The organism is Comamonas avium (assembly GCF_014836675.1).
GTDB classification, from domain to species: Bacteria; Pseudomonadota; Gammaproteobacteria; order Burkholderiales; family Burkholderiaceae_C; genus Comamonas; species Comamonas avium.
Window position 1 is genome coordinate 94826 of record NZ_JACSQK010000003.1, and the last position, 26295, is coordinate 121120.

The following is a 26295-nucleotide window of genomic DNA, read 5'->3' on the forward strand; positions in this document are numbered from 1 at the left end:
TGATACCAGTACCTGCAGCCTGCACAACGCCCGCACCCAGCGGGCGTTGTGCTTTTAGCGTGACAATTTGCCCATGACCACTTCCACGCCTACGCACGCAGCCAAGCCTGCACCGCGCTCCAAAATTGCGCTGTACCTAGATCTGATTCGCTTCAACCGCCCTGCCGGATGGCTGGTGCTGGTCTGGCCCACACTGGCCGCGTTGTGGGTGGCTGGTGACGGTTTTCCGGGCTGGCACCTGCTGGTGGTTTTTGTGCTGGGCACATTCTTGATGCGCAGTGCAGGCTGCACCATCAATGACATTGCGGACCGTGATTTTGACAAGCACGTCAAACGCACCACACAGCGCCCGATTACGAGTGGGCAAATCAGCGTCAAAGAAGCTGCCATGGTGGGCGTCGTGCTCACCCTGGTGGCTTTCGGGCTGGTGCTCACCACCCGGTGGGAGGCGGTTGCATGGTCTGTGCCGGCGGTGCTGTTCACTATCCTTTACCCCTTCACCAAGCGTTTTTTTGCCATGCCGCAGGCCTTCTTGGGCATTGCATTCAACTTTGGCATCGTGATCGCGTTTGCAGCGGTCACTGGCAGCGTGGGCTGGACTGCGTGGATCTTGTGGCTGGCCAATATGTTTCTGGTGCTGGCGTACGACACGGAATACGCCATGGTGGACCGCGACGATGATCTCAAGATTGGCATGAAAACCTCGGCCATCACGTTGGGGCGTTTTGACGTGCTGGGCATCATGGCCTTCTTTGTGCTGTGCATGGCTCTGACGATCTGGGCGTTGCTGCCCTATGGCCTGGGCTGGCCTTTCTGGCTGGGCATGGCTGCGGCAGCGGCGCAGGTGGCATGGCACTTCACCCTGATCAAAGACCGCCAGCGCGCAGGCTGCTTTGTAGCTTTCAGCAAGAGCCACTACATCGGCCTGACAATTTTTGCCGGTATTGCACTGGGATTTGGCCTGCGTTGAGTGGGCAGCGGGCCAGGGTGCAGGTGGCGCAAACGCAGCCATCTGCATGCAGTGAACGCACACGGCGCGTGGCCCCGGTTTGTGTATCCGTACGCGGGTTGGCTTTGAAAGTGGGAAGATGCAACGCAGACAGTGGCTGGGTGCCGCAGCAGGTGCAGCGGCCTTGGTGGCCACGGGAGCACGCATGACAGCAAGTAACAACCTTCCAGGCGCCGCAGCGCAGGCCGGGGTCACAGAACTGCAGCCCTCGGCTCGCATGCCGGTGCTGTTTGTGGGGCACGGCAGCCCCATGAACGCGATCGAAGACAACGCCTACCGCCAAAGCTGGCAGCAATTGGGCCAGGAGCTGCTGCAGCGCGTAGAGCGGCCTCAACTGGTGCTGTGCATCTCTGCGCACTGGATCACGCAGGGACAGGGCTCGCTGCTGACCGGCATGGCACAGCCCAGGACCATCCATGACTTTGGTGGTTTTCCTGACGAGCTGTTTGCCCAGCAATACCCCGCGCCGGGTGCACCTGCACTGGCGCAGCAACTGGCCCAAGAACTGCACAACCCCCACAACCAGCAGGCTCTGGGCGTGGATGGGCATGCCTGGGGGCTGGACCACGGCACGTGGAGCGTGCTCAAGCCCATGTTCCCCGATGCGTCCATCCCCGTAGTGCAACTGAGCATGGACTACAGCCGCCCCCCGGCAGAGCACTTTGCGCTGGGCCAGCAATTGCAGCAACTGCGCGAGCGCGGCGTGCTGATTGTGGGCAGTGGCAATGCCGTGCACAACCTGCGTGCCCTGCAGCGTACACAGTCGCCGCTGCAGGCATATGACTGGGCCATCGAGTTTGACCAGATGGTGGCCGGGCATGTTGAAAAAGGCGATCTGGCTGGGCTGAGCAACTTTCAGCAAATGGGCAGCGTGGCGCAGATGGCGCACCCGACGCACGACCACTATCTACCGCTGCTGTATGCGGCAGGTGCTGTGGGCAGCGGCGAGCGCGCACGGTTTTTCAATGCTGATTTTCAGATGGCATCGATCTCCATGCGCTCCATGCTCTGGGGTGCTTGACGCCGCTGGTTGCCCAGACCGTGATGCATCGATGCGCTGGTGGCACGCACTCAGGTGCTAAAGCTCTAAATCGCTAGATCGCTGTCTGGTTTGATGCGCTTTTTCTCAAACACTGCCTGCAATGTGCGGCCCCGGCTGGCAAAGGCGGCGCACTGTGGAGAAGATGCAAAAAGCCCCGCAGCAACCATGCTGGCGGGGCTTTTTTATCGTGTTCAGCAGTGCTTACTTGCCAAACTCTGCGGCCAGTTCTTTGGCGCGGGCCTCGGCCTTGCGCAGGGCCGCGATGAAGTGCTGGGGCAGCTCGGTTTGCTGCATGTGGGTGATGGCGGCGTAGGTCGTGCCCCCCTTGCTGGTGACACGTTCGCGCAGCACGCTGGCGCTTTCGTCAGAGCGGGCAGCCAGCTCGGTGGCGCCCTGGAAGGTGGCCACAGCCAGCTGGTAGGACTGATCGGCGGTCAAGCCCATGTCCACACCCGCCTGGGTCATGGCTTCCAGAAACAGAAACACATAGGCGGGGCCAGAGCCCGACATGGCGGTCACGGCGTCCAGCTTGTCTTCGGCGTCTACCCACAGAAACTGGCCTGTGCTGCCAATTACGCGCTCGATCAGGGCCTGGCCTTGGGCGTTGACTTCAGGGCGGGCAAACAAGCCTGTCATGCCCTTGCCCACCAGCGCCGGGGTGTTGGGCATGGCGCGCACGATGCGGGGGGTGCCCAGCCACTGGGCAATGCTGTCGGTGGTGATGCCGGCGGCCACGCTCAGGTGCAGAGCCTGAGCGGTGTGTGCGGCCACGGGGGTGGCGGCGTCTTTGAAGCTTTGGGGCTTGACGGCCCAGACCACCAGATCCTGCCCTGCCAGCGCGGCACTGGCGGTGTGCAGGGCGGTGATGCCAAACTTGGTTTGCAGCGCGGCACGTGCAGCCTCAAAGGGCTCCACCACGGTGATGTGATCCACCGGAACGCCACGGCCAATCAGGCCGCCAATGATGGCGCTGGCCATGTTGCCGCCGCCAATGAAGGCGATGCGGGGAGAAGAAGTCTGATTCATGGCGATGCTTTCAATGAATATTTAAAAATAAGAGCTGCCAACGCTTATGGGTAAATGTTTTCAAAGTGTTTTGTATCTGAAAACACCAGTGTATAAGCGCTGATAGCTCTCTTTTTGTTGGTGTGATGCGCTAGTGCGCCGTGGTCTGGCGCACGGCGCGCTCCCAGCGCTCCATCAGTTCATCAGCCCGGGATTTGTCCAGCGTGGGCACAAAGCGGCGCTCGGCCTTCCACAGCGCCGACAGCTCATCGGTGCTTTGGTAAACACCGCTGGACAGGCCCGCCAGATACGCTGCACCCAGTGCGGTGGTTTCCACGCAGGCGGGGCGCACCACGGGAATGCCCAGCAAGTCCGCCTGAAACTGCATCAGCAGGTTGTTCACGCAGGCACCGCCGTCTACGCGCAGCTCGCTGACGGCTGCGCCGCCGTTGGCAACCGCATCGCGGCTCATGGCCAGCAGCAGGGCCGCGCTTTGGTAGGCAATCGACTCCAGCGCGGCGCGGGCAATGTGGGCAATGGTGCTGCCGCGGGTCAGGCCGGTAATGGAGCCGCGGGCATCGGGCTCCCAGTACGGCGCACCCAGACCTGTGAAGGCAGGCACCAGCATGACGCCGCCGCTGTCTGGCACGCTTTCGGCCAGTTGCTGCACCTGTCCGCTGTGCTCGATGGCCTGCAGGCCGTCGCGCAGCCACTGCACCACGGCACCGCCCACAAACACGCTGCCTTCCAGCGCAAACTGGGGCGCGGGGCCGGGCTGGGCGGCGCTGGTGGTCAGCAAGCCGTTGGCCGAGGTCTGAAAGTGACCGCCGGTGTGCATCAGCATGAAGCAGCCCGTGCCATAGGTGTTCTTGGCCATGCCTGCCTTGAAGCAGGCCTGACCGAACAGCGCGCTTTGCTGGTCACCGGCTACGCCGCCGATGTTGATCATGCCGCCCAGCACGTCTTCAGCGGTTTTGCCAAAGTCTGCGGCAGAGGGCAGCACTTCAGGCATCAGGCTGGCAGGAATGCCCAGCAGCGCCAGCAAGTCGCTGTCCCACTGGTTGGTGTGCACGTTAAACAGCATGGTGCGGCTGGCATTGCTCACATCGGTGACGTGGCGCTTGCCGCCAGTCAGCTGCCAGATCAGCCAGCTGTCCACGGTGCCAAAGGCCAGCTCGCCACGTTCAGCCGCAGCGCGGGCGCTGGGCACGTTGTCCAGCAGCCACTTGAGCTTGGTGCCCGAGAAGTAGGCGTCAATGCGCAGGCCGGTCTTTTGCAGGATGGTGTTGCTGTGGCCTGCCTCGCGCAGTTGCTGGCAGGTGGGCTCGGCGCGGCGGTCTTGCCAGACGATGCCGTGGTGAACGGGCGCGCCCGTTCTGCGGTTCCAGACAATCGTGGTTTCGCGCTGGTTGGTAATGCCCACCGAGCGAATGTCGCTGGCTTTCAGGCCTGCTTTGGCCAGCGCTTCCTTGGCCGTGGTCAGCTGTGTGCGCCAGATTTCGTGGGGGTCATGTTCTACCCAGCCTGGGCGGGGGTAGATCTGCGGGAGCTCCTGCTGTGCCGAGGCCACGATGCGGCCCTGCGTATCAAACACGATGGAGCGGGAGCTGGAAGTGCCTTGGTCCAAGGCGAGCAGGTAGGTCGTCATAACTGACAAGGATAGGGCAGAAAAAAGCGGCCTCAGGCCGCTGGTGGGAAGGCAGGCTGCTTATTGTGCGACGATGCACTGCACTTCAGCCTCTTGCAGCAGGCTGGCGAAGTGGGCAGGAGGGGGGGCATCGGTAAATAAGCGGTCAATCTGGTTCAGTTTGGCCAGCTCCACCATGGCCTGGCGGTCAAATTTGCTGTGGTCTGCGGCCAGCCACACTTCACGCGATTGCTGAATGATGGTTTGCGCCACCTTCACTTCGCGCAAATCAAAGTCGCGCAGGCTACCGTCTGGTTCCATGGCTGAAATGCCAATGACGGCAATGTCCACCTTGAACTGCCGGATGAAATCTACCGCAGCCTCACCCACAATGCCGCGGTCACGCGTGCGCACCACTCCGCCCGCAACAATCACTTCGCAGTCTGCGTTGCTGCTCAGGATGGCGGCCACGTTCAGGTTGTTGGTGATGACGCGCAGGCCTTGATGTCGCATCAACGCCTTGGCCACCGCTTCGGTGGTGGTGCCAATGTTCAGAATCAAGGAGCAGCCATTGGGGATGGCCTGCGCAATCGCCTTGGCAATACGTGTCTTGCCTTCGGCGTGCATGGTCTGGCGGCGCGGGTGGGCAATGTTCTCTACGGTGGCGCTGGGCATGCGTACCCCACCGTGAAAGCGCACCAGAAGGCCCATTTCTGCCAGCTTTTGAATATCGCGACGCACGGTCTGTAGCGTGACTTCCAGAATTTCTGCCAGTTGCTCAACAGTGGCCGATTGCCGCTGTCGAACTTCTTCCAAAAGCTGTAGTTGACGTGGATTTGAGTTCACGGGTTAGAGATCAGGGAGTGAATAAAACCCGCCTTTACATCGCACGGGGCTGCCAAGCCTGTCATCCTAATTTCGTTTGCCAATGTAGAGCGAATTCAAACGAAAAGATGTCAGGGTATTTTTCTATATCTGATGGCCTGAAAAGAACAAAAATGATCAGAAATCGAAAGATTTCAAGCTTGTTTGGGCGGTAGTGCTTGCGCACTTCATTCATGCGACAGGGCGAGAGGTGCACATGCAACTGGTGTTGGAAAACGTAGTGCAGAAAGTCGGAGCGGCCACCTGGCTGTATCCGATGAGCCTGTCATTGCAAAGCAACGTGGTGACCGTGCTCCTGGGTGCCACACAGGCTGGCAAGACCAGTCTGATGCGCATCATGGCGGGTCTGGACACGCCCACCGAAGGGCGTGTGTGGGTAGACGGCCAGGACGTCACAGGCATGCCGGTGCGCCAGCGCAACGTGGCCATGGTGTACCAGCAATTTATCAACTACCCGTCCATGACGGTGGCACAAAACATTGCCTCACCGCTCAAGCTGCGCGGGGATACAGACATTGCCCACAAGGTGCACAGCCTGGCACAGCGGCTGCACATTGAACCCTTCTTGGATCGATTGCCCGCAGAGCTTTCAGGCGGTCAGCAGCAGCGCGTAGCCCTGGCACGCGCCTTGGCCAAAGATGCCCCCTTGATGCTTCTGGACGAACCGCTGGTCAATCTGGACTACAAGCTGCGCGAGGGCCTGCGCGATGAATTGACGCAGCTGTTTGAGGCAGGCCGCTCTACGGTGGTGTATGCCACCACCGAACCTGCAGAAGCCCTGATGCTGGGCGGGTACACCGCCGTTTTGGAGCGGGGAGAGTTGCTGCAGTACGGGCCGACCTCAGAGGTATTTCGTTCCCCTAAATCGCTGCGTGTGGCACGCGCCTTCAGCGATCCGCCCATGAATCTGGTGCCAGTTCAGTTACAAGAGGGGGGCGCGCAGATGCGGCTGCCCAATGGGGTGGTGCTTGCCCTGCGCCAGCCTGTAGCGACTGCGGACGCAGCGGCCGTACTCGGCGTGCGTGCCAGCGCACTGACGCTGCAGGCACAGCCGGGCAGCGTGGAAGTGCGCGGGCAGGTGCATCTGGCCGAAATTTCAGGCTCTGACACGTTTGTGCATGTGCAGCTGCCGTGGGGCGATTGGGTGGTACAGCTTACGGGGGTGCACAAAGTGCCGTTGAATGCGCCGATCAGCGTGTATCTGATGCCAGACGCGTGTTACGTATTTGACAGCGAGCGTGCGGCTGATCAGGGCGGTGCCTTGCTGCAACTGCCAGCGCACGCGCAGGGAGGCTGAACCATGGCACGCATTACCCTGGACCTGGCCCATGCCTACCGCCCTAAGCCTGAGCAAGACAGTGACTACGCCTTGCTGCCCATGCGCATGGAGTTTGCCGACGGCGGTGCCTACGCTTTGCTGGGCCCCTCGGGGTGCGGCAAGACAACGTTGCTCAACATCATGTCGGGCCTGGTCAAGCCCTCTCACGGCTCGGTGCTGTTTGATGGGCAGGACGTCACTGTGCGCACGCCACAGCAGCGCAATATTGCGCAAGTGTTTCAGTTCCCGGTGATCTACGACACGATGACGGTGGCTGAAAACTTGGCTTTCCCTTTGCGCAATCGCCATGTGCCAGAGGCGCAGATCAGGGAGCGTGTGGGTGTCATTGCCGAAATGCTGGAGATGAGTGGCCAGCTCAACCAGCGCGCAGCAGGTTTGGCGGCGGACGCCAAGCAAAAAATCTCGTTGGGCAGAGGCTTGGTGCGCCCTGATGTCGCTGCGGTGCTGTTTGATGAACCTCTGACCGTGATTGACCCGCATTTGAAGTGGCAGTTGCGCCGCAAGCTCAAGCAGATTCACCATGAACTGAAACTAACCCTGATCTACGTGACCCACGATCAGGTAGAGGCTTTGACGTTTGCGGATCACGTGGTCGTGATGTCGCGCGGCAAGATGGTGCAGGTGGGCTCGCCTGAAGAGCTGTTTGAGCGCCCCCAGCATGCTTTTGTGGGGCATTTCATTGGCTCGCCAGGCATGAACTTTGTACCCCTGGAGCAGCGCGACGGTGCGCTGTATATCGCCGGGCAGCAGGTGACGGCGCCGCCTGGGTTGTCTGCGGCGGCCACTGCAGCGCAGACACTGCAGCTGGGGATTCGTCCGGAGTATGTGCAACTGGTGGCGCCTCACTCTTTGGGTGCCTGGCCGGCACAAGTGGTGCGAGTGCAGGATGTGGGAACGCACAGTCTGCTGACTGCCGTGATGGCAGGCAGCGCATTGAAAGTGCGCCTGCCAGCAGACAGGGCCACACCGGCATTGCACGAGACGGTGTGGCTGCAGCTGACTGGGCCACACACCTGCTTTTATCGCAACGAGGAGTTGCAGGCATGAGTACCACCAACAAGCCACTCAATCAGCGTGCCTGGTTGCTGATTTTGCCTGTCATGCTGTGCGTGGCGTTCTCGGCCATCTTGCCTTTGATGACGGTGGTGAACTATTCGGTGCAGGACATCATCAGCCCCGAGCGGCGCGTGTTTGTGGGGACCGAATGGTTTGCCATGGTGATGCGTGACCAAGAGCTGCACAGTGCGTTGTACCGGCAAATCGTGTTTTCTCTGTCGGTGTTGCTGGTGGAAGTTCCGCTGGGCATTGCGCTGGCGCTGTCCATGCCGGAAAAAGGCTGGAAAGCCTCGGCAGTGCTGGTGCTGATTGCACTGTCACTGCTGATCCCGTGGAACGTGGTGGGCACGATCTGGCAGATCTATGGTCGCTCCGACATTGGCTTGCTGGGTGCAGCGCTCAACGGCATGGGCATTGATTACAGCTATACCGGCAACGCCATGGATGCCTGGATCACCGTCTTGGTGATGGATGTCTGGCACTGGACGCCTCTGGTGGCTCTGCTGTGCTATGCCGGTTTGCGCTCCATCCCCGATGCGTATTACCAGGCTGCCAGCATTGATGGCGCGAGCAAGTGGGCGGTGTTTCGCTTCATTCAGCTGCCCAAGCTGCGCGGCGTGCTCATGATTGCGGTTCTGCTGCGGTTTATGGACAGTTTCATGATCTACACAGAGCCCTTTGTGCTGACAGGTGGTGGCCCAGGCAATGCCACCACTTTTTTGAGCCAGTACCTCACGCAAAAGGCCGTGGGCCAGTTTGACCTGGGGCCTGCAGCGGCGTTCTCGCTGATTTATTTCCTCATCATCTTGCTGCTTTGCTTCATCCTCTATAACTGGATGCAGCGCGTGGGCACGGGTGACGCAGAGGTCAAACATGACTGAAAAACGCTTCCACAAACGCAGTGTGTTCCTGTGCCTGTATCTGGTGTTTGCAGTGTTGCCCATCTATTGGATGGTCAACATGAGTTTCAAGACCAATGAAGAAATTGTGTCCAGCTTCACGCTGTGGCCAGCCAATTTCACCTGGGCCAATTACCACACGATTTTTTCCGATCCGTCCTGGTATTCGGGCTACATCAACAGCCTGATTTACGTGGCCATCAACATGGTGATTTCGCTGACCGTGGCTCTGCCCGCCGCCTATGCGTTTTCACGCTACCGGTTTCTGGGTGACAAGCATGTGTTCTTCTGGTTGCTGACCAACCGCATGACGCCGCCCGCCGTGTTCTTGCTGCCTTTTTTTCAGCTCTACACCACCGTGGGCTTGATGGATACGCACATTGCGGTGGCGCTGGCGCACTTGCTGTTTAACGTGCCGCTGGCGGTATGGATCTTGGAAGGCTTCATGAGCGGTATCCCCCGTGAAATTGATGAGACCGCCTACATCGATGGCTACAGCTTTCCGCGTTTTTTCCTCACGATCTTCCTGCCGCTGATTAAGTCGGGTGTGGGTGTGGCTGCGTTCTTTTGCTTCATGTTCAGCTGGGTGGAGCTGCTGCTGGCGCGCACGCTGACCAGCGTGAATGCCAAGCCTATTGTTGCCACCATGACGCGCACGGTCAGTGCTTCGGGGATGGACTGGGCAACGCTGGCTGCAGCCGGGGTACTCACCATCATTCCGGGAGCCATCGTGATTTGGTTTGTGCGCCATTACATCGCCAAAGGCTTTGCGATGGGGCGCGTCTAACAGGAGAGATGTGATGCTCAGCTGGATGGCATGGACGACGCCTGTCGCAATCTTCTTTACATGCATTGCGCTGATGCTGGCGGGCATGACGGTATGGGAGATTCGCAGCCCTTCGGTGCAGCGCAAGGGCTGGCTGCCTATGGAGACGACACGTGGAGATCGTCTTTTTGTAGGTTTGCTGCTGGCCGCGTATGTGAATTTAATCTGGCTGGGGCTGGGTGAAAAAATGGCCCAGTGGCTGTCCTTGGAGCAAGAGCCTTCGGTGTGGATCAGCTTTGTGCTGTCCATGCTGTTGCTGGGGCTGGTGATGCGCAAGGGTTAAGGCGGCAGGTGCGGCGGTACCCGCGAATGCATGGGTGCCATGGGGCGAGTGTGTGCTTGGCCTGATCTTCCCCTGTCGGCCAGGTGAACTGTCAGCGGGGACAAAGCAATATCAAACCAGGAGACAGCTATGAAAGTGCAAGTTCGGGCCATCGCCATTGCCGCCGCGGCGCTGGTAGCTGGTCATGCCGCATGGGCGGGTGAAGCGGATGCCAAAAAGTGGGTCGATAGCGAGTTTCAGCCCAGTACCTTGAACAAAGACCAGCAGATGGCCGAGATGAAGTGGTTCATCGAAGCGGCCAAAAAATTGCAGGCCAAAGGGGTCAAAGACATTTCTGTAGTTTCGGAGACGATCACAACCCACGAATACGAAAGTAAAACGCTGGCCAAAGCCTTCTCGGAGATCACAGGTATCAAAGTCACGCACGACTTGATTCAAGAGGGCGACGTGGTGGAGAAGCTGCAAACCTCGATGCAGTCAGGCAAAAGTATTTACGACGGCTGGATTTCTGATTCGGATCTGATCGGTACGCATTATCGATACGGAAAAATCCTGAATCTGTCGGACTACATGGGCGGCGCAGGCAAGGAGTGGACCAATCCGGGGCTGGATCTGAAGGACTTTATTGGTATCAGCTTCACCACGGCCCCTGATGGCAAGGTCTATCAGTTGCCAGACCAGCAGTTTGCCAACCTGTACTGGTTCCGCGCTGACCTGTTTGAGCGTGCCGATCTGAAGCAAAAATTCAAAGCGAAATATGGCTATGACCTCGGTGTTCCACTCAATTGGAGTGCCTACGAAGACATCGCGGAATTTTTCACCAACGATGTGAAAACCATCGATGGCAAGCCCATCTATGGCCACATGGATTACGGCAAGAAAGACCCATCGCTGGGCTGGCGCTTTACCGATGCGTGGCTGTCCATGGCGGGTGCGGCAGACAAAGGCATACCCAACGGTATGCCCGTGGATGAATGGGGCATTCGGGTAGCAGACGACAAGTGCACCCCTGTGGGGGCTTCCGTCTCGCGTGGTGGTGCTACCAATTCACCTGCAGCGGTATTTGCGTTGACCAAATACGTCGACTGGATGAAGAAATACGCGCCCAAGGAAGCCATGGGCATGACTTTTGGCGAGTCGGGCCCGGTTCCCGCGCAAGGCCATATTGCCCAGCAGATCTTTTGGTACACGGGCTTTACGGCCGACATGACCAAGCCCGGCTTGCCCGTAGTGAATGCCGATGGCTCGCCCAAGTGGCGCATGGCTCCAGGCCCCAACGGCCCGTACTGGAAGCAGGGCATGCAAAACGGCTATCAGGATGTGGGCAGCTGGACTTTCTTTAAAGACCACAACCCCGATCGTCTGGCCGCCGCCTGGTTGTACGCGCAGTTTGTGACAGCCAAGACCACCAGCCTGAAAAAGACCATCGTCGGCTTAACGCCCATCCGCGAATCCGACATCCAGTCCAAGGCCATGAGCGATATGGCTCCCAAGCTGGGCGGTCTGGTGGAGTTCTATCGCAGCCCAGCGCGTGTGGCCTGGACGCCCACAGGCAACAACGTGCCTGATTACCCCAAGCTGGCACAGCTGTGGTGGAAGAACGTGGCGCAGGCCGTGACGGGGGAGAAAACACCGCAGGTAGCGATGGATACCCTGGCTGAAGAAATGGACCAGGTCATGGCTCGTTTGCAGCGTGCCGGTATGACCCATTGCGCACCCAAGCTCAATCCCAAAAGCGACCCTGGCAAATGGCTGAGCGATGCGCATGCACCGTGGAAGAAGCTGGCCAATGAAAAGCCCAAAGGGGAAACCATCGCCTATGACAGCTTGCTCAATGCGTGGAAGAACGGCAAGGCGCGTTGAGTTGCTGTGAGCAGGTAGGACAATCAAGAGCAAGCGGCATGGGCTGCTTGCTCTTTTTCGCTGGATGCAGCTGGATTTGATCAATTTCGCGCATAAATTAACTTAATCGCGCACAAAAAACGAAAAAGAGCGAAAATGCACACTGGTTATCTGTGCTCTATCGCTCGCTGTTCGAGCTGAAAGCGGGTGGAGCGGTGCATCCACGAGGCGTTGCCCATGAACAACTTTTCTTCTCCAGTTACGACTGACCGCGCGGAATTGCTGGCCCGTTTGGCCCAATCCGAAACGTATGACCTGCTCATTATCGGTGGTGGCGCTACCGGTTTAGGCACTGCCGTCGATGCTGCAACGCGCGGTTTCAAGGTGTGCCTGATTGAGTCGCATGACTTTGCCAAGGGAACCTCATCGCGCGCAACCAAGCTGGTGCATGGCGGTGTGCGTTATCTGGCACAAGGCAATGTGTCCCTGGTGCGAGAAGCTCTGCATGAGCGCACCAGACTGCTCAATAACGCGCCACATCTGGCGCAGCCGCTGGCTTTTGTCATGCCGTCTTACAAGCTGCTGGATACGCCGTTTTATGGCGCGGGCCTGAAGATGTATGACGCACTGGCCGGCAAAGAAGGTCTGGGTCGTACGGAATTTCTGAGCAAAGACAAAACCTTGCGTCTGCTGCCCACCGTGCGAACTGATTCGCTCAAGGGTGGCGTGAAATACTGGGATGGCCAGTTTGACGATGCCCGTCTGGCGCTGGCTCTGGCGCGTACCGCTGCAGTCAAGGGTGCGTTGCTGGTCAATTACTGCCCCGCCAAGGAATTGCTGCACACCGATGGCAAGGTTTCAGGCGTGGTGTGTGAAGACGCCGAGACCGGCGCACGCTTTGAAGTGCGCGCCAAATGTGTGGTCAATGCAACAGGCCCTTGGGTCGACCTGTTTCGTCAGCAAGATGCCGAGTTGCTGGGCAAGCCGGTCAAGCCGATGGTGGCGCCCAGTCAAGGGGTGCACGTGGTTGTGGACCGTGAATTTCTGCCCTCTGACCACGCGCTGCTCGTACCCAAGACCGCCGATGGCCGGGTCCTGTTTGCCGTGCCATGGCTGGGCAAGGTCATTTTGGGCACTACCGACACGCCCCGTCACGATCTGGCCCGAGAGCCTCTGGCTTTCGAGCACGAAATTGAATTCATCCTCAAAGAAGCCGGTAACTACCTGTGCCGTCGTCCGACCCGTGCCGATGTGCGCAGCATCTGGGTGGGCATGCGCCCACTGGTCAAGCCGCAAGATGATGATGGTGAGAACACCAAGAAGATCAGCCGTGAGCACACCGTAATGACCAGCAAGTCTGGTCTGGTCACTGTCACTGGCGGCAAATGGACCACTTATCGCGCCATGGCGGAGGATGTGCTGACGGAGTGCTTTGACCAGAAACTGTTGCCAGCGCGTGCCGGTGGTGTCACGGTAAAGCTGCCGTTGGTGGGTGCGCCCAAGCCAGAGCAGGTCAAGCACCGCATGAACGCTGCGCAGGGCGAGCATGTCTATGGCACAGAGGCTGCTGCTGTACACAGCTTGCCGGGCGCCGAGCGCATGCTGGCCGAGGGGCTGAGCGAAGCCATGGTGCGTTTTGCTGCACGCTATGAATATGCTCGTACCGTGGAAGATGTGCTGGCTCGCCGTTGCCGGTTGCTGTTTCTGGACGCTCGCTTGGCAGCCAGTGTGGCCCCCCGTGTGGCAGAAATTTTGCAGCAAGAGTTGCCGGGCGTAGACGTGAAGCTGCCTGAATTTCTCATGCTGGCACAGCAATATTTGCCGACCAAGGCCTGAACAAGCCAGTGCGGTAGATCTAAAAGCGCGAGAGACTTCTAAAAAGGAAGCTGCTCGCGCTTTGTTTTATGGGGTCTTGTAAGCTAAATAGCGTCAAATAAGCGTTATTGCTACGTTGTTAGCTATGCTTTTTTATTGACGCTGAAAGCCGGGCTGCATTCCCCGAAAGTGTGGTGGTTTTCGCTATCTAAGCGGTTGACGCGCAAGGAAATTCTTGCGATAATCGCTAGCTTCATGTGTAAAAGCGTGAAAGTTCTGCCCAGCGGGAAGCCCTCCGGAATGGTCCGGGAGGTGGACGACGGGCCCAAGACTGACTGGCTGCTTCGTTTGGCCCTTGAGAAGTTCTCTGGGGCTGTCCGGATCTGCTGGAGCAAGTTGGGAATATTGAAATGATCCAAACAGAATCTCGTTTAGAGGTTGCCGATAACACGGGCGCGAAGTCTGTTCAGTGCATTAAGGTACTGGGCGGTTCACATCGTCGCTACGCAAGTGTTGGTGACATCATCAAAGTGAGCATCAAAGAAGCCGCTCCCCGTGGCCGCGTCAAAAAAGGCGAGGTTTACAGTGCAGTGGTAGTTCGTACAGCCAAGGGCATCCGCCGTGGCGACGGTTCTTTGGTGAAGTTCGATGGCAACGCTGCCGTTCTGCTGAACGCCAAGCTGGAGCCTATCGGCACTCGTATTTTTGGCCCCGTGACTCGTGAACTGCGTACCGAAAAGTTCATGAAGATCGTGTCCTTGGCACCTGAAGTTCTCTAAGGAAAGCGCAATGAACAAGATTCGCAAGGGCGACGAAGTCATCGTGCTGACCGGCCGTGACAAAGGCAAGCGTGGCGTAGTTGCCTCGCGCAAGGATGATTCTTACCTGGTGATCGATGGCGTGAACCTGGTTAAGAAGCACGTTAAGCCAAACCCCATGAAGGGCACCACTGGCGGTATTGTGGAAAAGGTTATGCCTATTCACCAATCCAACGTGGCGATCTTCAATGCAGCGACTGGCAAGGCCGATCGCGTGGGCATTAAGGTGAACGCTGACGGTGCACGTGTACGCGTGTTCAAGTCTAACGGCGCCGAAATCAAGGCTGCCTAAGGAGCATCACACATGGCACGACTGCAAAAACTCTATCGCGAAAAGATCGCGGCTGAACTGAAAGAAAAGTTCGGTTACACCTCCGCTATGGAAGTGCCCCGCCTGAGCAAGATCACCCTGAACATGGGTGTGAGCGAAGCTGTGGCCGACAAGAAGGTGATGGACAACGCTGTGGCTGACCTGACCAAAATTGCTGGTCAGAAGCCCGTGGTGACCAAGGCCAAGAAGGCTATCGCAGGTTTCAAGATCCGTGAAGGCCAGGCAATTGGCTGCATGGTGACTCTGCGTGGCGTTCAAATGTACGAATTCCTGGACCGTTTCGTGACCGTGGCTCTGCCTCGCGTTCGCGACTTCCGCGGTATCTCGGGTCGTTCGTTTGACGGTCGCGGCAACTACAACGTTGGCGTTAAAGAACAGATCATTTTCCCTGAAATCGAATACGACAAAGTGGATGCTCTGCGTGGTCTGAACATCAGCATCACGACAACGGCCAAGAACGACGAAGAGTGCAAGGCACTGCTCGCCGCGTTCAAATTCCCCTTCAAGAACTGAGGTAGCGCATGGCTAAAAAAGCTTTGATCGAGCGCGAACTGAAGCGCGAAAAATTGGCCGCGAAGTTCGCTGCCAAGTACGCTGAATTGAAGGCAATCGCCGGTGACGCAAAGCGTTCCGACGAAGAGCGTGATGCAGCCCGTCTGGGTCTGCAAAAGCTGCCTCGTAACGCCAACCCCACTCGCCAACGTAACCGTTGCGAGATCACTGGTCGTCCACGTGGCACATTCCGTCAATTCGGTCTGGGTCGCGCCAAGATCCGTGAACTGGCCTTCGCTGGTGACATCCCTGGTGTCACCAAGGCCAGCTGGTAAGCAAGTAGGAGAGATACAAGATGAGCATGAGTGATCCTATCGCCGACTTGCTGACCCGTATTCGCAACGCCCAAATGGTGTCCAAGGCCACTGTGTCGGTTCCTTCATCCAAAGTGAAGGTTGCCATTGCACAAGTGCTGAAGGACGAGGGCTATGTTGACGGTTTTGAAGTCAAAACCGAAGACGGTAAGTCTGAACTCGTTATTACCCTGAAGTACTACGCCGGTCGCCCTGTGATCGAACGTATTGAACGTGTAAGCCGTCCTGGCCTGCGCGTTTACAAGGGCCGTGACGCTATTCCTCAAGTCCAAAACGGCTTGGGTGTGGCCATTGTTACCACCCCTAAGGGTGTGATGACAGATCGCAAAGCACGTGCTACCGGTGTCGGCGGCGAAGTGCTGTGCTATGTGGCCTAACAGACATTAAGGAGAAATACTGAAATGTCTCGCGTAGCTAAAGCAAATGTGACCATCCCCGCTGGCGTGGATGTGTCTATGAATGCTGAATCCATCAAGGTCAAGGGCAAGGGCGGTGAACTGTCCCAAGCTCTGAACGCTTTGGTCGTTATCAGCAACAACGAAGGCAAGCTGTCGTTTGCCCCAGCAAACGATTCCCGTGATGCTGACGCTCTGGCCGGTACTTTCCGCCAGTTGGTCAACAACATGGTGAAGGGTGTAACCGAAGGCTTCGAAAAGAAGCTGAGCCTGATCGGCGTGGGTTACAAGGCTTCCGTGCAAGGTTCCAAGTTGAACCTGGCTGTAGGCTTTTCGCACCCTGTGAACTTCGAAGCCCCTCAAGGCATCACCATCACTACCCCCACTCCGACTGAAATCGTGATCAAGGGTGCTGACCGCCAAGTGGTAGGTCAGCTGGCTGCTGAGATCCGTGCCGTTCGTCCTCCTGAGCCCTACAAGGGTAAGGGCATCCGCTATGTGGATGAGAAGGTCGTGATCAAAGAGACCAAGAAGAAGTAAGGAGCTGCAATATGTTGACCAAGAAAGAGCAGCGTCTGCGTCGTGCACGCCAAACTCGTATTCGCATTGCACAGCAAGGCGTGGCGCGTTTGAGCGTGAACCGCACGAACCTCCACATCTACGCCAGCGTCTTCTCCGAAGACGGTACCAAGGTGTTGGCCACAGCTTCGACTGCCGAAGCCACTGTGCGCGCACAATTGGGCGCCGCTGGCAAGGGTGGCAACGTGGCTGCCGCCACACAAATCGGCAAGTTGATTGCCGAGCGTGCTAAGGCTGCCGGCGTTGAGAAAGTGGCTTTCGACCGCGCCGGTTTTGCATACCACGGCCGTGTGAAGGCTTTGGCAGAGGCCGCTCGCGAAGCGGGCCTGCAGTTCTAAGCGGAGCGGACAAAAATGGCAAAGTTTTCCCCCAAGGTGCAAGACGAAGGTCGTGACGACGGTCTGCGCGAAAAAATGATCGCGGTGAACCGCGTCACCAAGGTTGTGAAGGGCGGTCGTATCCTCGGCTTCGCTGCACTGACCGTGGTTGGCGACGGTGATGGCCGTATTGGCATGGGTAAGGGCAAGTCGAAAGAAGTGCCTGCAGCCGTGCAAAAGGGCATGGAAGAGTCCCGCCGCAACATGATGAAGGTTTCGCTCAAGAGCGGCTCCATCCACCACTCTGTGTTGGGTCATCATGGTGCAGCTCGCGTGGAACTCCACCCAGCTCCCAAGGGTACCGGCATTATTGCTGGCGGCCCAATGCGCGCTGTGTTCGAAGTGGTCGGTATCACCGACATCGTGGCCAAAAGCCATGGCTCTTCGAACCCTTACAACATGGTTCGCGCCACGCTCGACGCTTTGAAGAACTCCACAACTCCTTCGGAAGTGGCAGCAAAGCGCGGCAAGTCGGTTGAAGACATCTTCACCGCCTGATCGGAGTCCAGCACATGACAACACAACAAACTGTCAAGATTCAGCTGGTTCGTAGCCCTATTGGCACCAAAGAGTCGCACCGTGCGACTGTGCGTGGCCTGGGTCTGCGTAAGCTGAACAGCGTCAGCGAACTGCAGGATTCTCCTGAAGTGCGCGGCATGATTAACAAGATCGCCTACTTGGTGAAGGTTCTGTGAAAGGATTGATGATGGAACTCAATAGCATCAAGCCTGCAGAAGGCGCCAAGCACGCTAAGCGTCGCGTTGGCCGCGGTATCGGCTCCGGTCTGGGTAAGACTGCCGGTCGTGGTCACAAGGGTCAAAAATCGCGTTCGGGTGGCTACCACAAGGTAGGCTTCGAAGGCGGTCAAATGCCTTTGCAACGTCGTTTGCCTAAGCGCGGCTTCAAGTCCATGACTTTGAAGTTCAACGCTGAAGTGACATTGGCTGCTCTGGAGCAGCTGGGTCTGGCCGACGTTGATGTCGCAGCACTGAAGCAAGCAAACTTGGTAGCTTCCAACGCCCTGGTGGTGAAGGTTATCAAGAGCGGTGAGTTGACCAAGGCTATCAAGCTGAGCGGCATTGTCGCTACAGCCGGTGCCAAGGCCGCCATCGAAGCTGCCGGTGGCAGCATCGCCTGATTAAGTTCTGAAAGAGACATCCGTGGCTACTAGCGCAGCTCAAATTGCAAAAACCGGCAAGTTTGGCGACTTGCGTCGCCGACTGGTTTTTCTGTTGCTTGCGTTGGTCGTTTACCGTATCGGGGCGCATATCCCCGTGCCGGGCATCGATCCAGCGCAGCTGCAGCAGCTGTTTAATGGCCAGCAGGGCATTCTCAACCTGTTCAATATGTTCTCGGGTGGAGCGCTCTCGCGCTTCACAGTGTTTGCACTGGGGATCATGCCGTATATCTCGGCATCGATCATCATGCAGCTGATGACGTATGTCGTCCCTACATTTGAGCAGCTGAAGAAGGAGGGTGAGGCGGGTCGTCGCAAGATTACTCAATACACCCGCTACGGCACTTTGGGCCTGGCACTCTTTCAGTCGTTGGGTATTGCCGTGGCTTTGGAAAGCTCTCCAGGTCTGGTGTTGGATCCAGGTTTTGGCTTCCGCATGACTGCGGTGGTCAGCCTGACAGCTGGCACTATGTTCCTGATGTGGCTCGGCGAGCAGATCACAGAACGTGGTCTGGGCAACGGTATTTCTATCCTGATTTTTGCTGGTATTGCCGCAGGCTTGCCCAGCTCGATCGGTGGATTGCTGGAGCTGGTTCGTACCGGTGCCATGAGCATTCTGGCCGCGATCTTTATCGTCCTCGTAGTGGCAGCAGTGACGTACTTCGTCGTGTTTGTCGAGCGTGGTCAAAGAAAGATCTTGGTGAATTACGCACGCCGCCAAGTCGGCAATAAGGTGTACGGTGGTCAGTCTTCGCACTTGCCACTGAAGTTGAACATGGCAGGTGTCATTCCTCCCATCTTTGCTTCTTCGATCATCTTGTTGCCAGCAACCGTGGTGAATTGGTTCAGTGCAGGAGAATCCATGCGCTGGTTGAAGGACATTGCATCGACACTGACCCCCGGTCAGCCGATTTATGTGATGCTCTACGCCGCCGCAATCATTTTCTTCTGTTTCTTCTACACGGCACTTGTGTTCAATAGTCGCGAGACCGCCGATAATCTGAAGAAGAGTGGTGCTTTCATCCCAGGCATTCGTCCTGGTGATCAGACTGCCCGCTACATTGACAAAATTTTGGTGCGTTTGACACTGGCTGGCGCCGTCTACATTACGTTTGTATGTCTGTTGCCTGAGTTCTTAATTCTGAAGTACAACGTTCCGTTTTACTTCGGTGGTACATCACTGCTGATTATTGTGGTGGTGACCATGGACTTCATGGCGCAAGTACAAAACTACATGATGTCGCAGCAGTACGAGTCCCTTCTTAAGAAGGCCAACTTCAAGGCATCAGGTCACTGAGATATGAAGGCCATTCCTTCTGGGAAATCCCAGAAGGAATCCCATAACAGGCAAGTATGAGTGCTCTACATTTTTTCGCGGTCACAGGCAGTGTCCAGGTCGAAAAAGTGAATACGGATGCAAAGTTTTAGGAGAATGAAATGAGAGTTTCGGCTTCGGTCAAGAAAATCTGCCGCAACTGCAAGATCATCCGCCGTAAAGGCGTGGTACGCGTGATCTGCACAGACCAGCGCCATAAGCAGCGCCAGGGCTGATTGAAAGTATTAGAGGACTAATATGGCACGTATTGCTGGTATTAACATCCCGCCCCACAAGCATGCTGAAATCGGCCTGACCGCCATTTTCGGTGTTGGTCGTACGACTGCTCGCAAAATTTGCGAAGCTTGCGGTATCGATTACTCCAAGAAAATCAAAGAGTTGACTGACTCGGATCTGGAAAAGATCCGTGACGTGTTGGCTCCTATGACTCTGGAAGGTGACCTGCGTCGCGAAACAACCATGAACATCAAGCGTTTGATGGACATTGGTTGCTACCGCGGTTTCCGTCACCGTCGTGGTCTGCCTATGCGCGGTCAACGTACTCGTACCAATGCCCGTACTCGTAAGGGTCCGCGCAAAGGCGCTGCGGCACTGAAGAAATAAGGGATTGAGAGATCACTATGGCTAAGGCACAAAACAACGCTGCAGCACGCGTACGTAAGAAAGTTCGCAAGAACATTTCGGACGGCATTGCACACGTGCACGCTTCGTTTAACAACACGATCATCACTATCACCGACCGTCAAGGCAACGCTCTGTCGTGGGCTTCGTCGGGTGGCCAGGGCTTCAAGGGTTCGCGCAAGTCGACTCCTTTTGCAGCTCAGGTTGCGTCGGAAGTGGCTGGTCGCGCTGCTATCGAACAGGGCATCAAGAACCTGGACGTCGAAATCAAGGGTCCCGGTCCTGGCCGTGAATCTTCGGTTCGCGCCCTGGGTGCTCTGGGTATCCGCATCACTTCCATTGCGGACGTGACACCGGTTCCCCATAACGGCTGCCGCCCTCAAAAGCGTCGTCGTATCTAATTTTTGTAAGCCCACCGCCACCCGGGTTGTTTTATGACACCCCGGGTGGCTCCCGTGTTTAAGCACGGCAGATGACATAAAGGAAGCTCAAGTGGCACGCTATCTCGGCCCCAAGGCCAAACTCTCCCGCCGTGAAGGCACCGACCTGTTCCTGAAGAGCGCACGTCGCTCCATCGCGGACAAGGCAAAGTTCGACACCAAGCCTGGCCAACACGGTCGCACATCTGGTCAGCGTACGTCTGACTACGGTCTGCAACTGCGTGAAAAGCAGAAGGTCAAGCGCATGTACGGCGTGCTGGAAAAGCAATTCCGCCGTTACTTCGAAGCTGCTGACCAGAAGAAGGGCAACACTGGCGCGAACCTGCTGGGTCTGCTGGAAACTCGTCTGGACAACGTGGTCTACCGCATGGGCTTCGGCTCTACACGTGCTGAAGCACGTCAGCTGGTATCCCACAAGGCCATCACTGTGAACGGCCAATCCGTCAACATCGCTTCGTACCTGGTCAAGGCCGGTGACGTGGTTGCTGTGCGCGAAAAGTCCAAGAAGCAAGCCCGTATTGTTGAAGCCCTGCAATTGGCTCAACAAGTTGGCTTCCCCGCTTGGGTGGAAGTTAGCCTGGACAAGGCTGAAGGTACTTTCAAGCAAGTGCCTGACCGCGACCAATTCGCAGCTGACGTCAACGAATCGTTGATCGTCGAGTTGTACTCGCGTTAATAGTCCCGGTTAATTTATTAACCAACCCCGTCCCTAAACCGCGAGGCATCGCGGTTTAGGTGCTTCACCAGCCTTACCGGTGTAACGAGCCGGGGGTATTGAGAGGAAGTCTGCATGCAAACAAATCTGCTGAAACCCAAGACGATTAATGTTGAGCAGCTTGGCCACAACCGTGCCAAGGTAACGCTGGAGCCTTTTGAGCGTGGCTATGGCCATACGCTGGGCAACTCCCTGCGTCGCGTTTTGCTGTCGTCCATGGTGGGTTATGCAGCGACGGAAGTCACGATTGCCGGCGTGCTGCATGAGTACTCGTCCATCGATGGCGTGCAAGAAGATGTGGTCAACATCCTCCTGAACCTCAAGGGTGTGGTGTTCAAGTTGCATAACCGCGACGAAGTGACTTTGAGTCTGCGCAAGGATGGCGAAGGCGTGGTGACCGCGCGTGACATCCAGACTCCCCATGACGTCGAGATCATCAATCCTGATCACGTGATTGCCAACCTGTCGCAAGGCGGCAAGCTGGATATGCAGATCAAGGTAGAACAAGGCCGTGGCTATGTGCCCGGTAACGTGCGCCGCTACGGTGACGAGTCGACCAAGTCGATCGGCCGCATTGTGCTGGATGCATCGTTCTCGCCTGTTCGTCGCGTGAGCTACACCGTGGAATCTGCACGTGTAGAGCAGCGTACCGATCTGGACAAGCTGGTTGTCGAAATCGAAACCAACGGCGCAATCAACGCTGAAGACGCAGTGCGCGCATCCGCCAAGATTTTGGTGGAGCAGCTGGCTGTGTTTGCTCAGCTGGATGGCGAATTTGGCGAAGGCGGCATCCTGCAAGCTGGCGGCAGCCGCACCAGCGCACAAACGTTCGATCCTATCTTGCTGCGTCCTGTGGACGAGCTGGAGCTGACCGTACGTTCCGCAAACTGCCTGAAAGCAGAAAACATTTACTACATCGGTGATCTGATTCAGCGCACCGAGAACGAGTTGCTCAAGACACCTAACCTGGGTCGTAAGTCGCTCAACGAAATCAAGGAAGTCTTGGCTTCCCGCGGTCTGACTCTGGGCATGAAGCTCGAGAACTGGCCACCAGCAGGCCTGGAAAAGCGTTAATTCGCGACTTCAAGCTATAATCGCTGGCTCTTTACCTGCAAGGGTAGAGGGCCAGTTATTTTTCACATACGTGCACCGAGCGGTACCTGATTACGGCCACTCGACCAAACTACCTAAAAGGAAAGCACCATGCGTCACGGCAACGGACTCCGTAAACTGAATCGTACTTCTTCGCACCGCAAGGCGATGCTGCAGAACATGATGAATTCTTTGATCGAACACGAAGCGATCAAGACCACTGTGCCTAAGGCCAAGGAACTGCGCCGCGTGATCGAACCCATGATCACTTTGGCCAAGGTTGACACAGTGGCTAACCGCCGCTTGGCATTTGACCGTCTGCGCGACCGCGACAGCGTCACCAAGCTGTTCAACGTGCTGGGCCCCCGCAACGCAAAGCGTCCTGGCGGCTACACACGTATCCTGAAGATGGGCTTCCGCGTTGGTGACAATGCACCCATGGCTTTCGTGGAACTGGTTGAGCAAGCTGAAGAAGCGCAAACACAAGCTGCAGAATAATTCTGTGCTATAATTTGGAAATACCGCGAGGTGGAGCAGTCTGGTAGCTCGTTGGGCTCATAACCCAAAGGTCGTTGGTTCAAATCCGGCCCTCGCAACCAAATCAAAAACCCTGTTGAAGCAATTCAACAGGGTTTTTTGTTGTTTGCATTCTGAATACGGCTCGCACATTCAAGAGCAAGCGCAGCACGTGCGGCTGCACAGACGCTGGGTGCAGCTTGGAGGGTGGAGGAGGTGGCGTGCCTAAAGAGCCCTGAGCAGGCCTAAAGAGTCTTCAATGCCAGAAGTGCGAGCGTAACCATGGCAGTTGCTGGGCGTTTTCAGAAGCTCTGCAATGATGGGCAGTTGCTGCCAAAATGACGCCCCTTGTTAGATATGGCCTCTACAAATAAATAGCTAGCAACGCTTGTCAAATAAGGTTTTCAAATGGTTTTGTATCTGAAAACCTTATCTCATAAGCGCTAGCAGCTCATTTTTTTATGAGAGCTGCCTTCGGTTGAAATTTCGCATGCACATCCTTCCACATACGACGCTGGGTATTGACTTCGGCACTTCCAATTCGGCCATGGCATGGCGCACTGCAGGCAGCACAGCGCAATTGGTGCCGCTGGAAGGGCGTGCTGCAGCCATGCCTACGGCGCTGTTCTTTAACTATGAAGACCGCACTACGCACTATGGGCGTGATGCCATGCACCAGTATCTGGCGGGTGAAGAGGGCCGCTTGATGCGGTCACTCAAAAGTCTGCTGGGCAGCAGCTTGCTGCAAGATAAAACAGCGGTGCATGGCCAGCTGGTGAGCTACCAGGATGTGATCGCCATGTTCTTGAAGCACCTGGCGCAACAGGCACAGCAGCACATGGGCGGCATGCCTGAGCGTGTTGTACTGGGCCGCCCGGTGCATTTTGTGGACGGCAACCCAGAGCGCGATGCACAGGCTCAAACCTCGCTGCAAGCTGCTGCACATACGGCAGGTTTCCAGGATGTGGCTTTTCAGCTGGAGCCGATTGCTGCTGCGCTGGACTATGAACAGCGTTTGAGCCAGGAAGCGTGCATTTTGGTGGTGGACATTGGCGGCGGAACGTCTGACTTCACCGTGGTGCGGCTGGGGCCGCAGCATGCGGGCAAGCGCGATCGTACGCAAGATATTCTGGCCACCACTGGTGTGCACATTGGCGGGACTGATTTTGACCACAGGCTCAACGTTGCACAGGTGCAGCCTCTGCTGGGTCTGGGCCACCAAGGGCCTTCGGGTCGTGAGGTACCCAGCCGCACTTTTTATGACCTGTCGACCTGGCATTTGATCCAGTGGCTCTACAGCCCCAAGGCGCTACGCGATGCTGAGGCAATGCGCAATGACTACAGCGATCGCAACCTGCACGCACGGTTGATGCGTGTCTTGCAGGAGCAGGCAGGCCACCGTGTGGCGGATGCCGTGGAGCAAGGCAAGATCAGTGCATCCAGCATGGCAGCGACCGCTGCGCTGGATTTGGGCTGGCTGGAGGCCGGACTGGCAGCGCAGATCACGCCCGAAGGCTTGGCCCAGCATCTGCAGCTGCTGCTGGCTGATGTGGTCAAGTGTGCCCAGGAGTGCGTGCAGGCGGCAGGCCTGCAAAAAGATCAGGTGACGGCTTTGTACCTGACGGGTGGCTCTTCAGCCTTGCAAACCTTGCGTGATGCGCTGGGTGTGGCTTTTCCCGGTGTGCCGCAAGTGGCTGGTGATTTGTTTGGTGGTGTGGCTTCTGGGCTTGCCTACGCATAAGGGCCACTCAACGGCTTCTGGTGAGCCGTGATTGCCCGTATGCCTGTTTGCGAACCCTGCGTACTGTCTGCAGCGTATTAAACCTCGTATGAGGCGCAAACTTGTGACTGGCTGAGCCGCGGTAGCAGCACTCAGTCGGAATCAGCACACTCGCGAGGCAGCATCGTTGCAAGGCAGGTGGTGACAAATGACCTCCACTGTCCCTGTCTTGCAAGCTATGCCAAATCTGAAAATGCGTGCTCAGTTGAACGCTGGCTGAGTACGCGTTAGCTGCTACTTCAGCGGTTACTCGTCTTGAGCTTCGCGTTTGATCTGCAAAGCGCGGTCGTACAGGGTGTTGCGGCTGGCGCCCGTGATGTCGGCGGCCAGTTTGACCGCGGTTTTGGTGGGCAGCTCGGCCAGTAGCAGGCGCAGCACGCGTTCGCCTTCACCGCTTTCCTGCTGCACTTCTACGGGGTGCAGAACCACCACAAATTCGCCTTTGATGCGCGTGGCATCGGCATCCAGCCAGTCTGCTACATCTTGGGCCGCATGGGTGGTGATCTGTTCGAATTGCTTGGTGATCTCGCGCGCCAGTGTGACCTTGCGTGTACCGAGTACCGCCAGGGCCTTGGCCATATCCTGGATACGGTGTGGCGCTTCCAGCAGTACGACGCAGCGTGCTTCGTCGGCCAATTTTTGTACGCTGGTCTGGCGCTCAGCGTTCTTGGTGGGCAAGAAACCGGCAAAGACAAAGCCTCCATCGGTCTGGCCGGGTGGCACGCAGCCCGCTACGCTGAGGGCGCTGGTGATGCTGCTGGCACCGGGCAGTGGCATGCTGCGCAAACCGTGGGCTGCCAGCGCTGCGCACAGGCGCGCACCGGGGTCACTGATGCCGGGGGTGCCTGCATCACTGACATAGGCGATGCGCTGACCTTGCTGCAGGCGCGCAATGATGCCTGCTGCGGCCTCTGCCTCGTTGTGCTGGTGCACGGCCAGCAGCTGGCTGCCAGAGCGCTCCAGCCCGTAGGAGCGCAGCATGCCCTGGGTATGGCGGGTGTCTTCGCAGGCAATGGCATCGACCATCTGCAGCACATGCAAAGAGCGCAGCGAGATATCGGCCAGGTTGCCGATAGGCGTAGCCACAACGTACAGTGTGCCCTGGGGATAGTTTTGGGTGGCAGCGGCTTCACGCGCTGCCGTCAATGCCGAAACGAAAGAGGCGCTCAATGTTTTTCCTTGGGAAAAAGCCGCCAGCCGTTCCTCCCGCGATGAATGCGCAAGCGCGTGGCCGTGCGGGGGAGGATCAGGCCTTGGCCTATTTGCAGGCTCAGGGCCTGCAGCTAATTGCCCGCAATTATCGGACGCCCGGACGCGGAGGGGGCGAGATCGATTTAATCCTGCAAGAAGCGGATGGCACCGTGGTGTTTGTAGAGGTGCGCAGTCGCAGTCATGCGGGCTTTGGTGGGGCGGGCGGCAGCATCGGGCATGCCAAGCGCCAGCGCATTATGTTGGCCGCACAGCATTGGCTGCTTCAACGTGGCGTGCAGGCGGCCTGCCGTTTTGATGTGGTGCTGATTGATGCACAGCGCCAGCAGTGGCTGCGTGCGGCCTTTGATGCCACCTAGACAGCGGAACTATGTAGAGATGTCTCAGTCAGATGCGGTGTTAACCGAACGCTACA

General features: G+C 57.4%; 32 protein-coding genes and 1 tRNA gene. 29 read left to right on the plus strand and 4 right to left on the minus strand.

The annotated features are described in order from the left end of the window. Positions 1–73 precede the first annotated feature (73 nt). Both ubiA and ygiD read left to right on the plus strand, forming a co-directional pair. Positions 74–970 (plus strand): 4-hydroxybenzoate octaprenyltransferase, encoded by an 897-nt coding sequence (gene ubiA / locus H9646_RS05735; protein ID WP_191722397.1) that lies wholly within the window; start codon positions 74–76, stop codon positions 968–970. A gap of 184 nt (positions 971–1154) precedes the next feature. Beyond that, positions 1155–2030: a 4,5-DOPA-extradiol-dioxygenase gene (ygiD, locus tag H9646_RS05740; RefSeq protein ID WP_191722771.1), complete on the plus strand. Its 876-nt coding sequence runs from the start codon at positions 1155–1157 to the stop codon at positions 2028–2030. A 222-nt stretch (positions 2031–2252) separates the two neighbouring features. Here ygiD and proC read toward each other — a convergent pair whose 3' ends face one another. The 3 genes from proC to H9646_RS05755 form a co-directional block, all read right to left on the minus strand. Beyond that, entirely contained in the window at positions 2253–3077 is an 825-nt protein-coding gene (proC, locus tag H9646_RS05745; protein WP_191722398.1) for a pyrroline-5-carboxylate reductase, read from the minus strand. 130 nt (positions 3078–3207) lie between these two features. Beyond that, a complete protein-coding gene (gene glpK / locus H9646_RS05750) occupies positions 3208–4704 on the minus strand; it encodes a glycerol kinase GlpK (RefSeq protein ID WP_191722399.1) in 1497 nt (498 codons plus the stop codon). A gap of 60 nt (positions 4705–4764) precedes the next feature. Beyond that, the gene (locus H9646_RS05755) at positions 4765–5529 is read right to left on the minus strand and encodes a DeoR/GlpR family DNA-binding transcription regulator (protein WP_191722400.1); all 765 of its coding nucleotides are present in this window, start codon (positions 5527–5529) and stop codon (positions 4765–4767) included. Between the two features lie 235 nt (positions 5530–5764). Here H9646_RS05755 and H9646_RS05760 point away from each other — a divergent pair, with 235 nt between their 5' ends. From H9646_RS05760 to H9646_RS05885, 26 genes are all read left to right on the plus strand, one after another. Then, complete coding sequence (locus H9646_RS05760; RefSeq protein WP_191722401.1) at positions 5765–6865, plus strand: ABC transporter ATP-binding protein; 1101 nt, start codon at positions 5765–5767, stop codon at positions 6863–6865. Positions 6866–6868: 3 nt separating this feature from the next. Next, positions 6869–7954, plus strand: coding sequence for an ABC transporter ATP-binding protein (locus tag H9646_RS05765; RefSeq protein WP_191722402.1), 1086 nt, complete (start codon positions 6869–6871; stop codon positions 7952–7954). Continuing rightward, positions 7951–8844 carry a carbohydrate ABC transporter permease gene (locus H9646_RS05770; protein WP_191722403.1) on the plus strand — a complete coding sequence of 298 codons (894 nt, stop codon included), beginning with the start codon at positions 7951–7953 and terminating at the stop codon, positions 8842–8844. The genes H9646_RS05765 and H9646_RS05770 overlap by 4 nt, the downstream gene beginning before the upstream one ends. Further along, entirely contained in the window at positions 8837–9649 is an 813-nt protein-coding gene (locus tag H9646_RS05775; RefSeq protein WP_191722404.1) for a carbohydrate ABC transporter permease, read from the plus strand. Before H9646_RS05770 ends, H9646_RS05775 begins: the two co-directional genes overlap by 8 nt. Positions 9650–9662: 13 nt before the next feature. Further along, positions 9663–9971, plus strand: a complete 309-nt coding sequence (locus tag H9646_RS05780) for a DUF2160 domain-containing protein (protein WP_191722405.1) — start codon at positions 9663–9665, stop codon at positions 9969–9971. Positions 9972–10100: 129 nt separating this feature from the next. Next, a complete protein-coding gene (locus tag H9646_RS05785) occupies positions 10101–11834 on the plus strand; it encodes an ABC transporter substrate-binding protein (protein WP_191722406.1) in 1734 nt (577 codons plus the stop codon). A 216-nt stretch (positions 11835–12050) separates the two neighbouring features. Further along, entirely contained in the window at positions 12051–13649 is a 1599-nt protein-coding gene (locus H9646_RS05790) for a glycerol-3-phosphate dehydrogenase/oxidase (RefSeq protein WP_191722407.1), read from the plus strand. Between the two features lie 389 nt (positions 13650–14038). Then, positions 14039–14407, plus strand: a complete 369-nt coding sequence (rplN, locus tag H9646_RS05795) for a 50S ribosomal protein L14 (protein WP_042417471.1) — start codon at positions 14039–14041, stop codon at positions 14405–14407. Positions 14408–14417: 10 nt separating this feature from the next. Then, positions 14418–14738 carry a 50S ribosomal protein L24 gene (gene rplX / locus H9646_RS05800; protein ID WP_191722408.1) on the plus strand — a complete coding sequence of 107 codons (321 nt, stop codon included), beginning with the start codon at positions 14418–14420 and terminating at the stop codon, positions 14736–14738. A gap of 12 nt (positions 14739–14750) precedes the next feature. Further along, positions 14751–15290 (plus strand): 50S ribosomal protein L5, encoded by a 540-nt coding sequence (rplE, locus tag H9646_RS05805; RefSeq protein WP_191722409.1) that lies wholly within the window; start codon positions 14751–14753, stop codon positions 15288–15290. 8 nt (positions 15291–15298) lie between these two features. Continuing rightward, complete coding sequence (gene rpsN / locus H9646_RS05810; RefSeq protein ID WP_191722410.1) at positions 15299–15604, plus strand: 30S ribosomal protein S14; 306 nt, start codon at positions 15299–15301, stop codon at positions 15602–15604. A gap of 20 nt (positions 15605–15624) precedes the next feature. Continuing rightward, a complete protein-coding gene (gene rpsH, locus H9646_RS05815; protein WP_191722411.1) occupies positions 15625–16020 on the plus strand; it encodes a 30S ribosomal protein S8 in 396 nt (131 codons plus the stop codon). 24 nt (positions 16021–16044) lie between these two features. Continuing rightward, entirely contained in the window at positions 16045–16578 is a 534-nt protein-coding gene (rplF, locus tag H9646_RS05820; protein WP_191722412.1) for a 50S ribosomal protein L6, read from the plus strand. An 11-nt stretch (positions 16579–16589) separates the two neighbouring features. Continuing rightward, complete coding sequence (rplR, locus tag H9646_RS05825; RefSeq protein WP_191722413.1) at positions 16590–16955, plus strand: 50S ribosomal protein L18; 366 nt, start codon at positions 16590–16592, stop codon at positions 16953–16955. A 15-nt stretch (positions 16956–16970) separates the two neighbouring features. Next, complete coding sequence (gene rpsE, locus H9646_RS05830) at positions 16971–17492, plus strand: 30S ribosomal protein S5 (RefSeq protein WP_191722414.1); 522 nt, start codon at positions 16971–16973, stop codon at positions 17490–17492. A gap of 14 nt (positions 17493–17506) precedes the next feature. Continuing rightward, complete coding sequence (gene rpmD / locus H9646_RS05835; protein ID WP_191722415.1) at positions 17507–17689, plus strand: 50S ribosomal protein L30; 183 nt, start codon at positions 17507–17509, stop codon at positions 17687–17689. A gap of 11 nt (positions 17690–17700) precedes the next feature. Continuing rightward, the gene (gene rplO, locus H9646_RS05840; protein ID WP_191722416.1) at positions 17701–18132 is read left to right on the plus strand and encodes a 50S ribosomal protein L15; all 432 of its coding nucleotides are present in this window, start codon (positions 17701–17703) and stop codon (positions 18130–18132) included. A gap of 22 nt (positions 18133–18154) precedes the next feature. Next, positions 18155–19468: a preprotein translocase subunit SecY gene (secY, locus tag H9646_RS05845; protein WP_191722417.1), complete on the plus strand. Its 1314-nt coding sequence runs from the start codon at positions 18155–18157 to the stop codon at positions 19466–19468. Between the two features lie 140 nt (positions 19469–19608). After that, the gene (gene rpmJ / locus H9646_RS05850; RefSeq protein ID WP_003050535.1) at positions 19609–19722 is read left to right on the plus strand and encodes a 50S ribosomal protein L36; all 114 of its coding nucleotides are present in this window, start codon (positions 19609–19611) and stop codon (positions 19720–19722) included. Between the two features lie 22 nt (positions 19723–19744). Continuing rightward, a complete protein-coding gene (gene rpsM, locus H9646_RS05855; RefSeq protein WP_191722418.1) occupies positions 19745–20110 on the plus strand; it encodes a 30S ribosomal protein S13 in 366 nt (121 codons plus the stop codon). 17 nt (positions 20111–20127) lie between these two features. Further along, entirely contained in the window at positions 20128–20529 is a 402-nt protein-coding gene (rpsK, locus tag H9646_RS05860) for a 30S ribosomal protein S11 (RefSeq protein ID WP_174862330.1), read from the plus strand. Positions 20530–20620: 91 nt separating this feature from the next. After that, the gene (rpsD, locus tag H9646_RS05865) at positions 20621–21244 is read left to right on the plus strand and encodes a 30S ribosomal protein S4 (protein ID WP_191722419.1); all 624 of its coding nucleotides are present in this window, start codon (positions 20621–20623) and stop codon (positions 21242–21244) included. Between the two features lie 114 nt (positions 21245–21358). Then, complete coding sequence (locus H9646_RS05870; protein WP_191722420.1) at positions 21359–22357, plus strand: DNA-directed RNA polymerase subunit alpha; 999 nt, start codon at positions 21359–21361, stop codon at positions 22355–22357. 129 nt (positions 22358–22486) lie between these two features. Then, positions 22487–22873: a 50S ribosomal protein L17 gene (gene rplQ / locus H9646_RS05875; RefSeq protein ID WP_191722421.1), complete on the plus strand. Its 387-nt coding sequence runs from the start codon at positions 22487–22489 to the stop codon at positions 22871–22873. Positions 22874–22897: 24 nt separating this feature from the next. After that, a tRNA-Met gene (locus H9646_RS05880) sits at positions 22898–22974 on the plus strand. 407 nt (positions 22975–23381) lie between these two features. After that, positions 23382–24632 carry an Hsp70 family protein gene (locus tag H9646_RS05885; RefSeq protein ID WP_191722422.1) on the plus strand — a complete coding sequence of 417 codons (1251 nt, stop codon included), beginning with the start codon at positions 23382–23384 and terminating at the stop codon, positions 24630–24632. 285 nt (positions 24633–24917) lie between these two features. Here the strand turns inward: H9646_RS05885 and rsmI are convergent, their stop codons facing one another. Then, on the minus strand, positions 24918–25841 hold the full coding sequence (gene rsmI / locus H9646_RS05890; RefSeq protein ID WP_191722423.1) for a 16S rRNA (cytidine(1402)-2'-O)-methyltransferase: 924 nt from the start codon (positions 25839–25841) through the stop codon (positions 24918–24920). On the opposite strand from rsmI, the gene H9646_RS05895 reads away from it, so the two are divergent. Beyond that, positions 25841–26239 (plus strand): YraN family protein, encoded by a 399-nt coding sequence (locus H9646_RS05895; RefSeq protein WP_191722424.1) that lies wholly within the window; start codon positions 25841–25843, stop codon positions 26237–26239. The two genes, rsmI and H9646_RS05895, sit on opposite strands and share 1 nt — an antisense overlap. Positions 26240–26295: the final 56 nt, after the last annotated feature.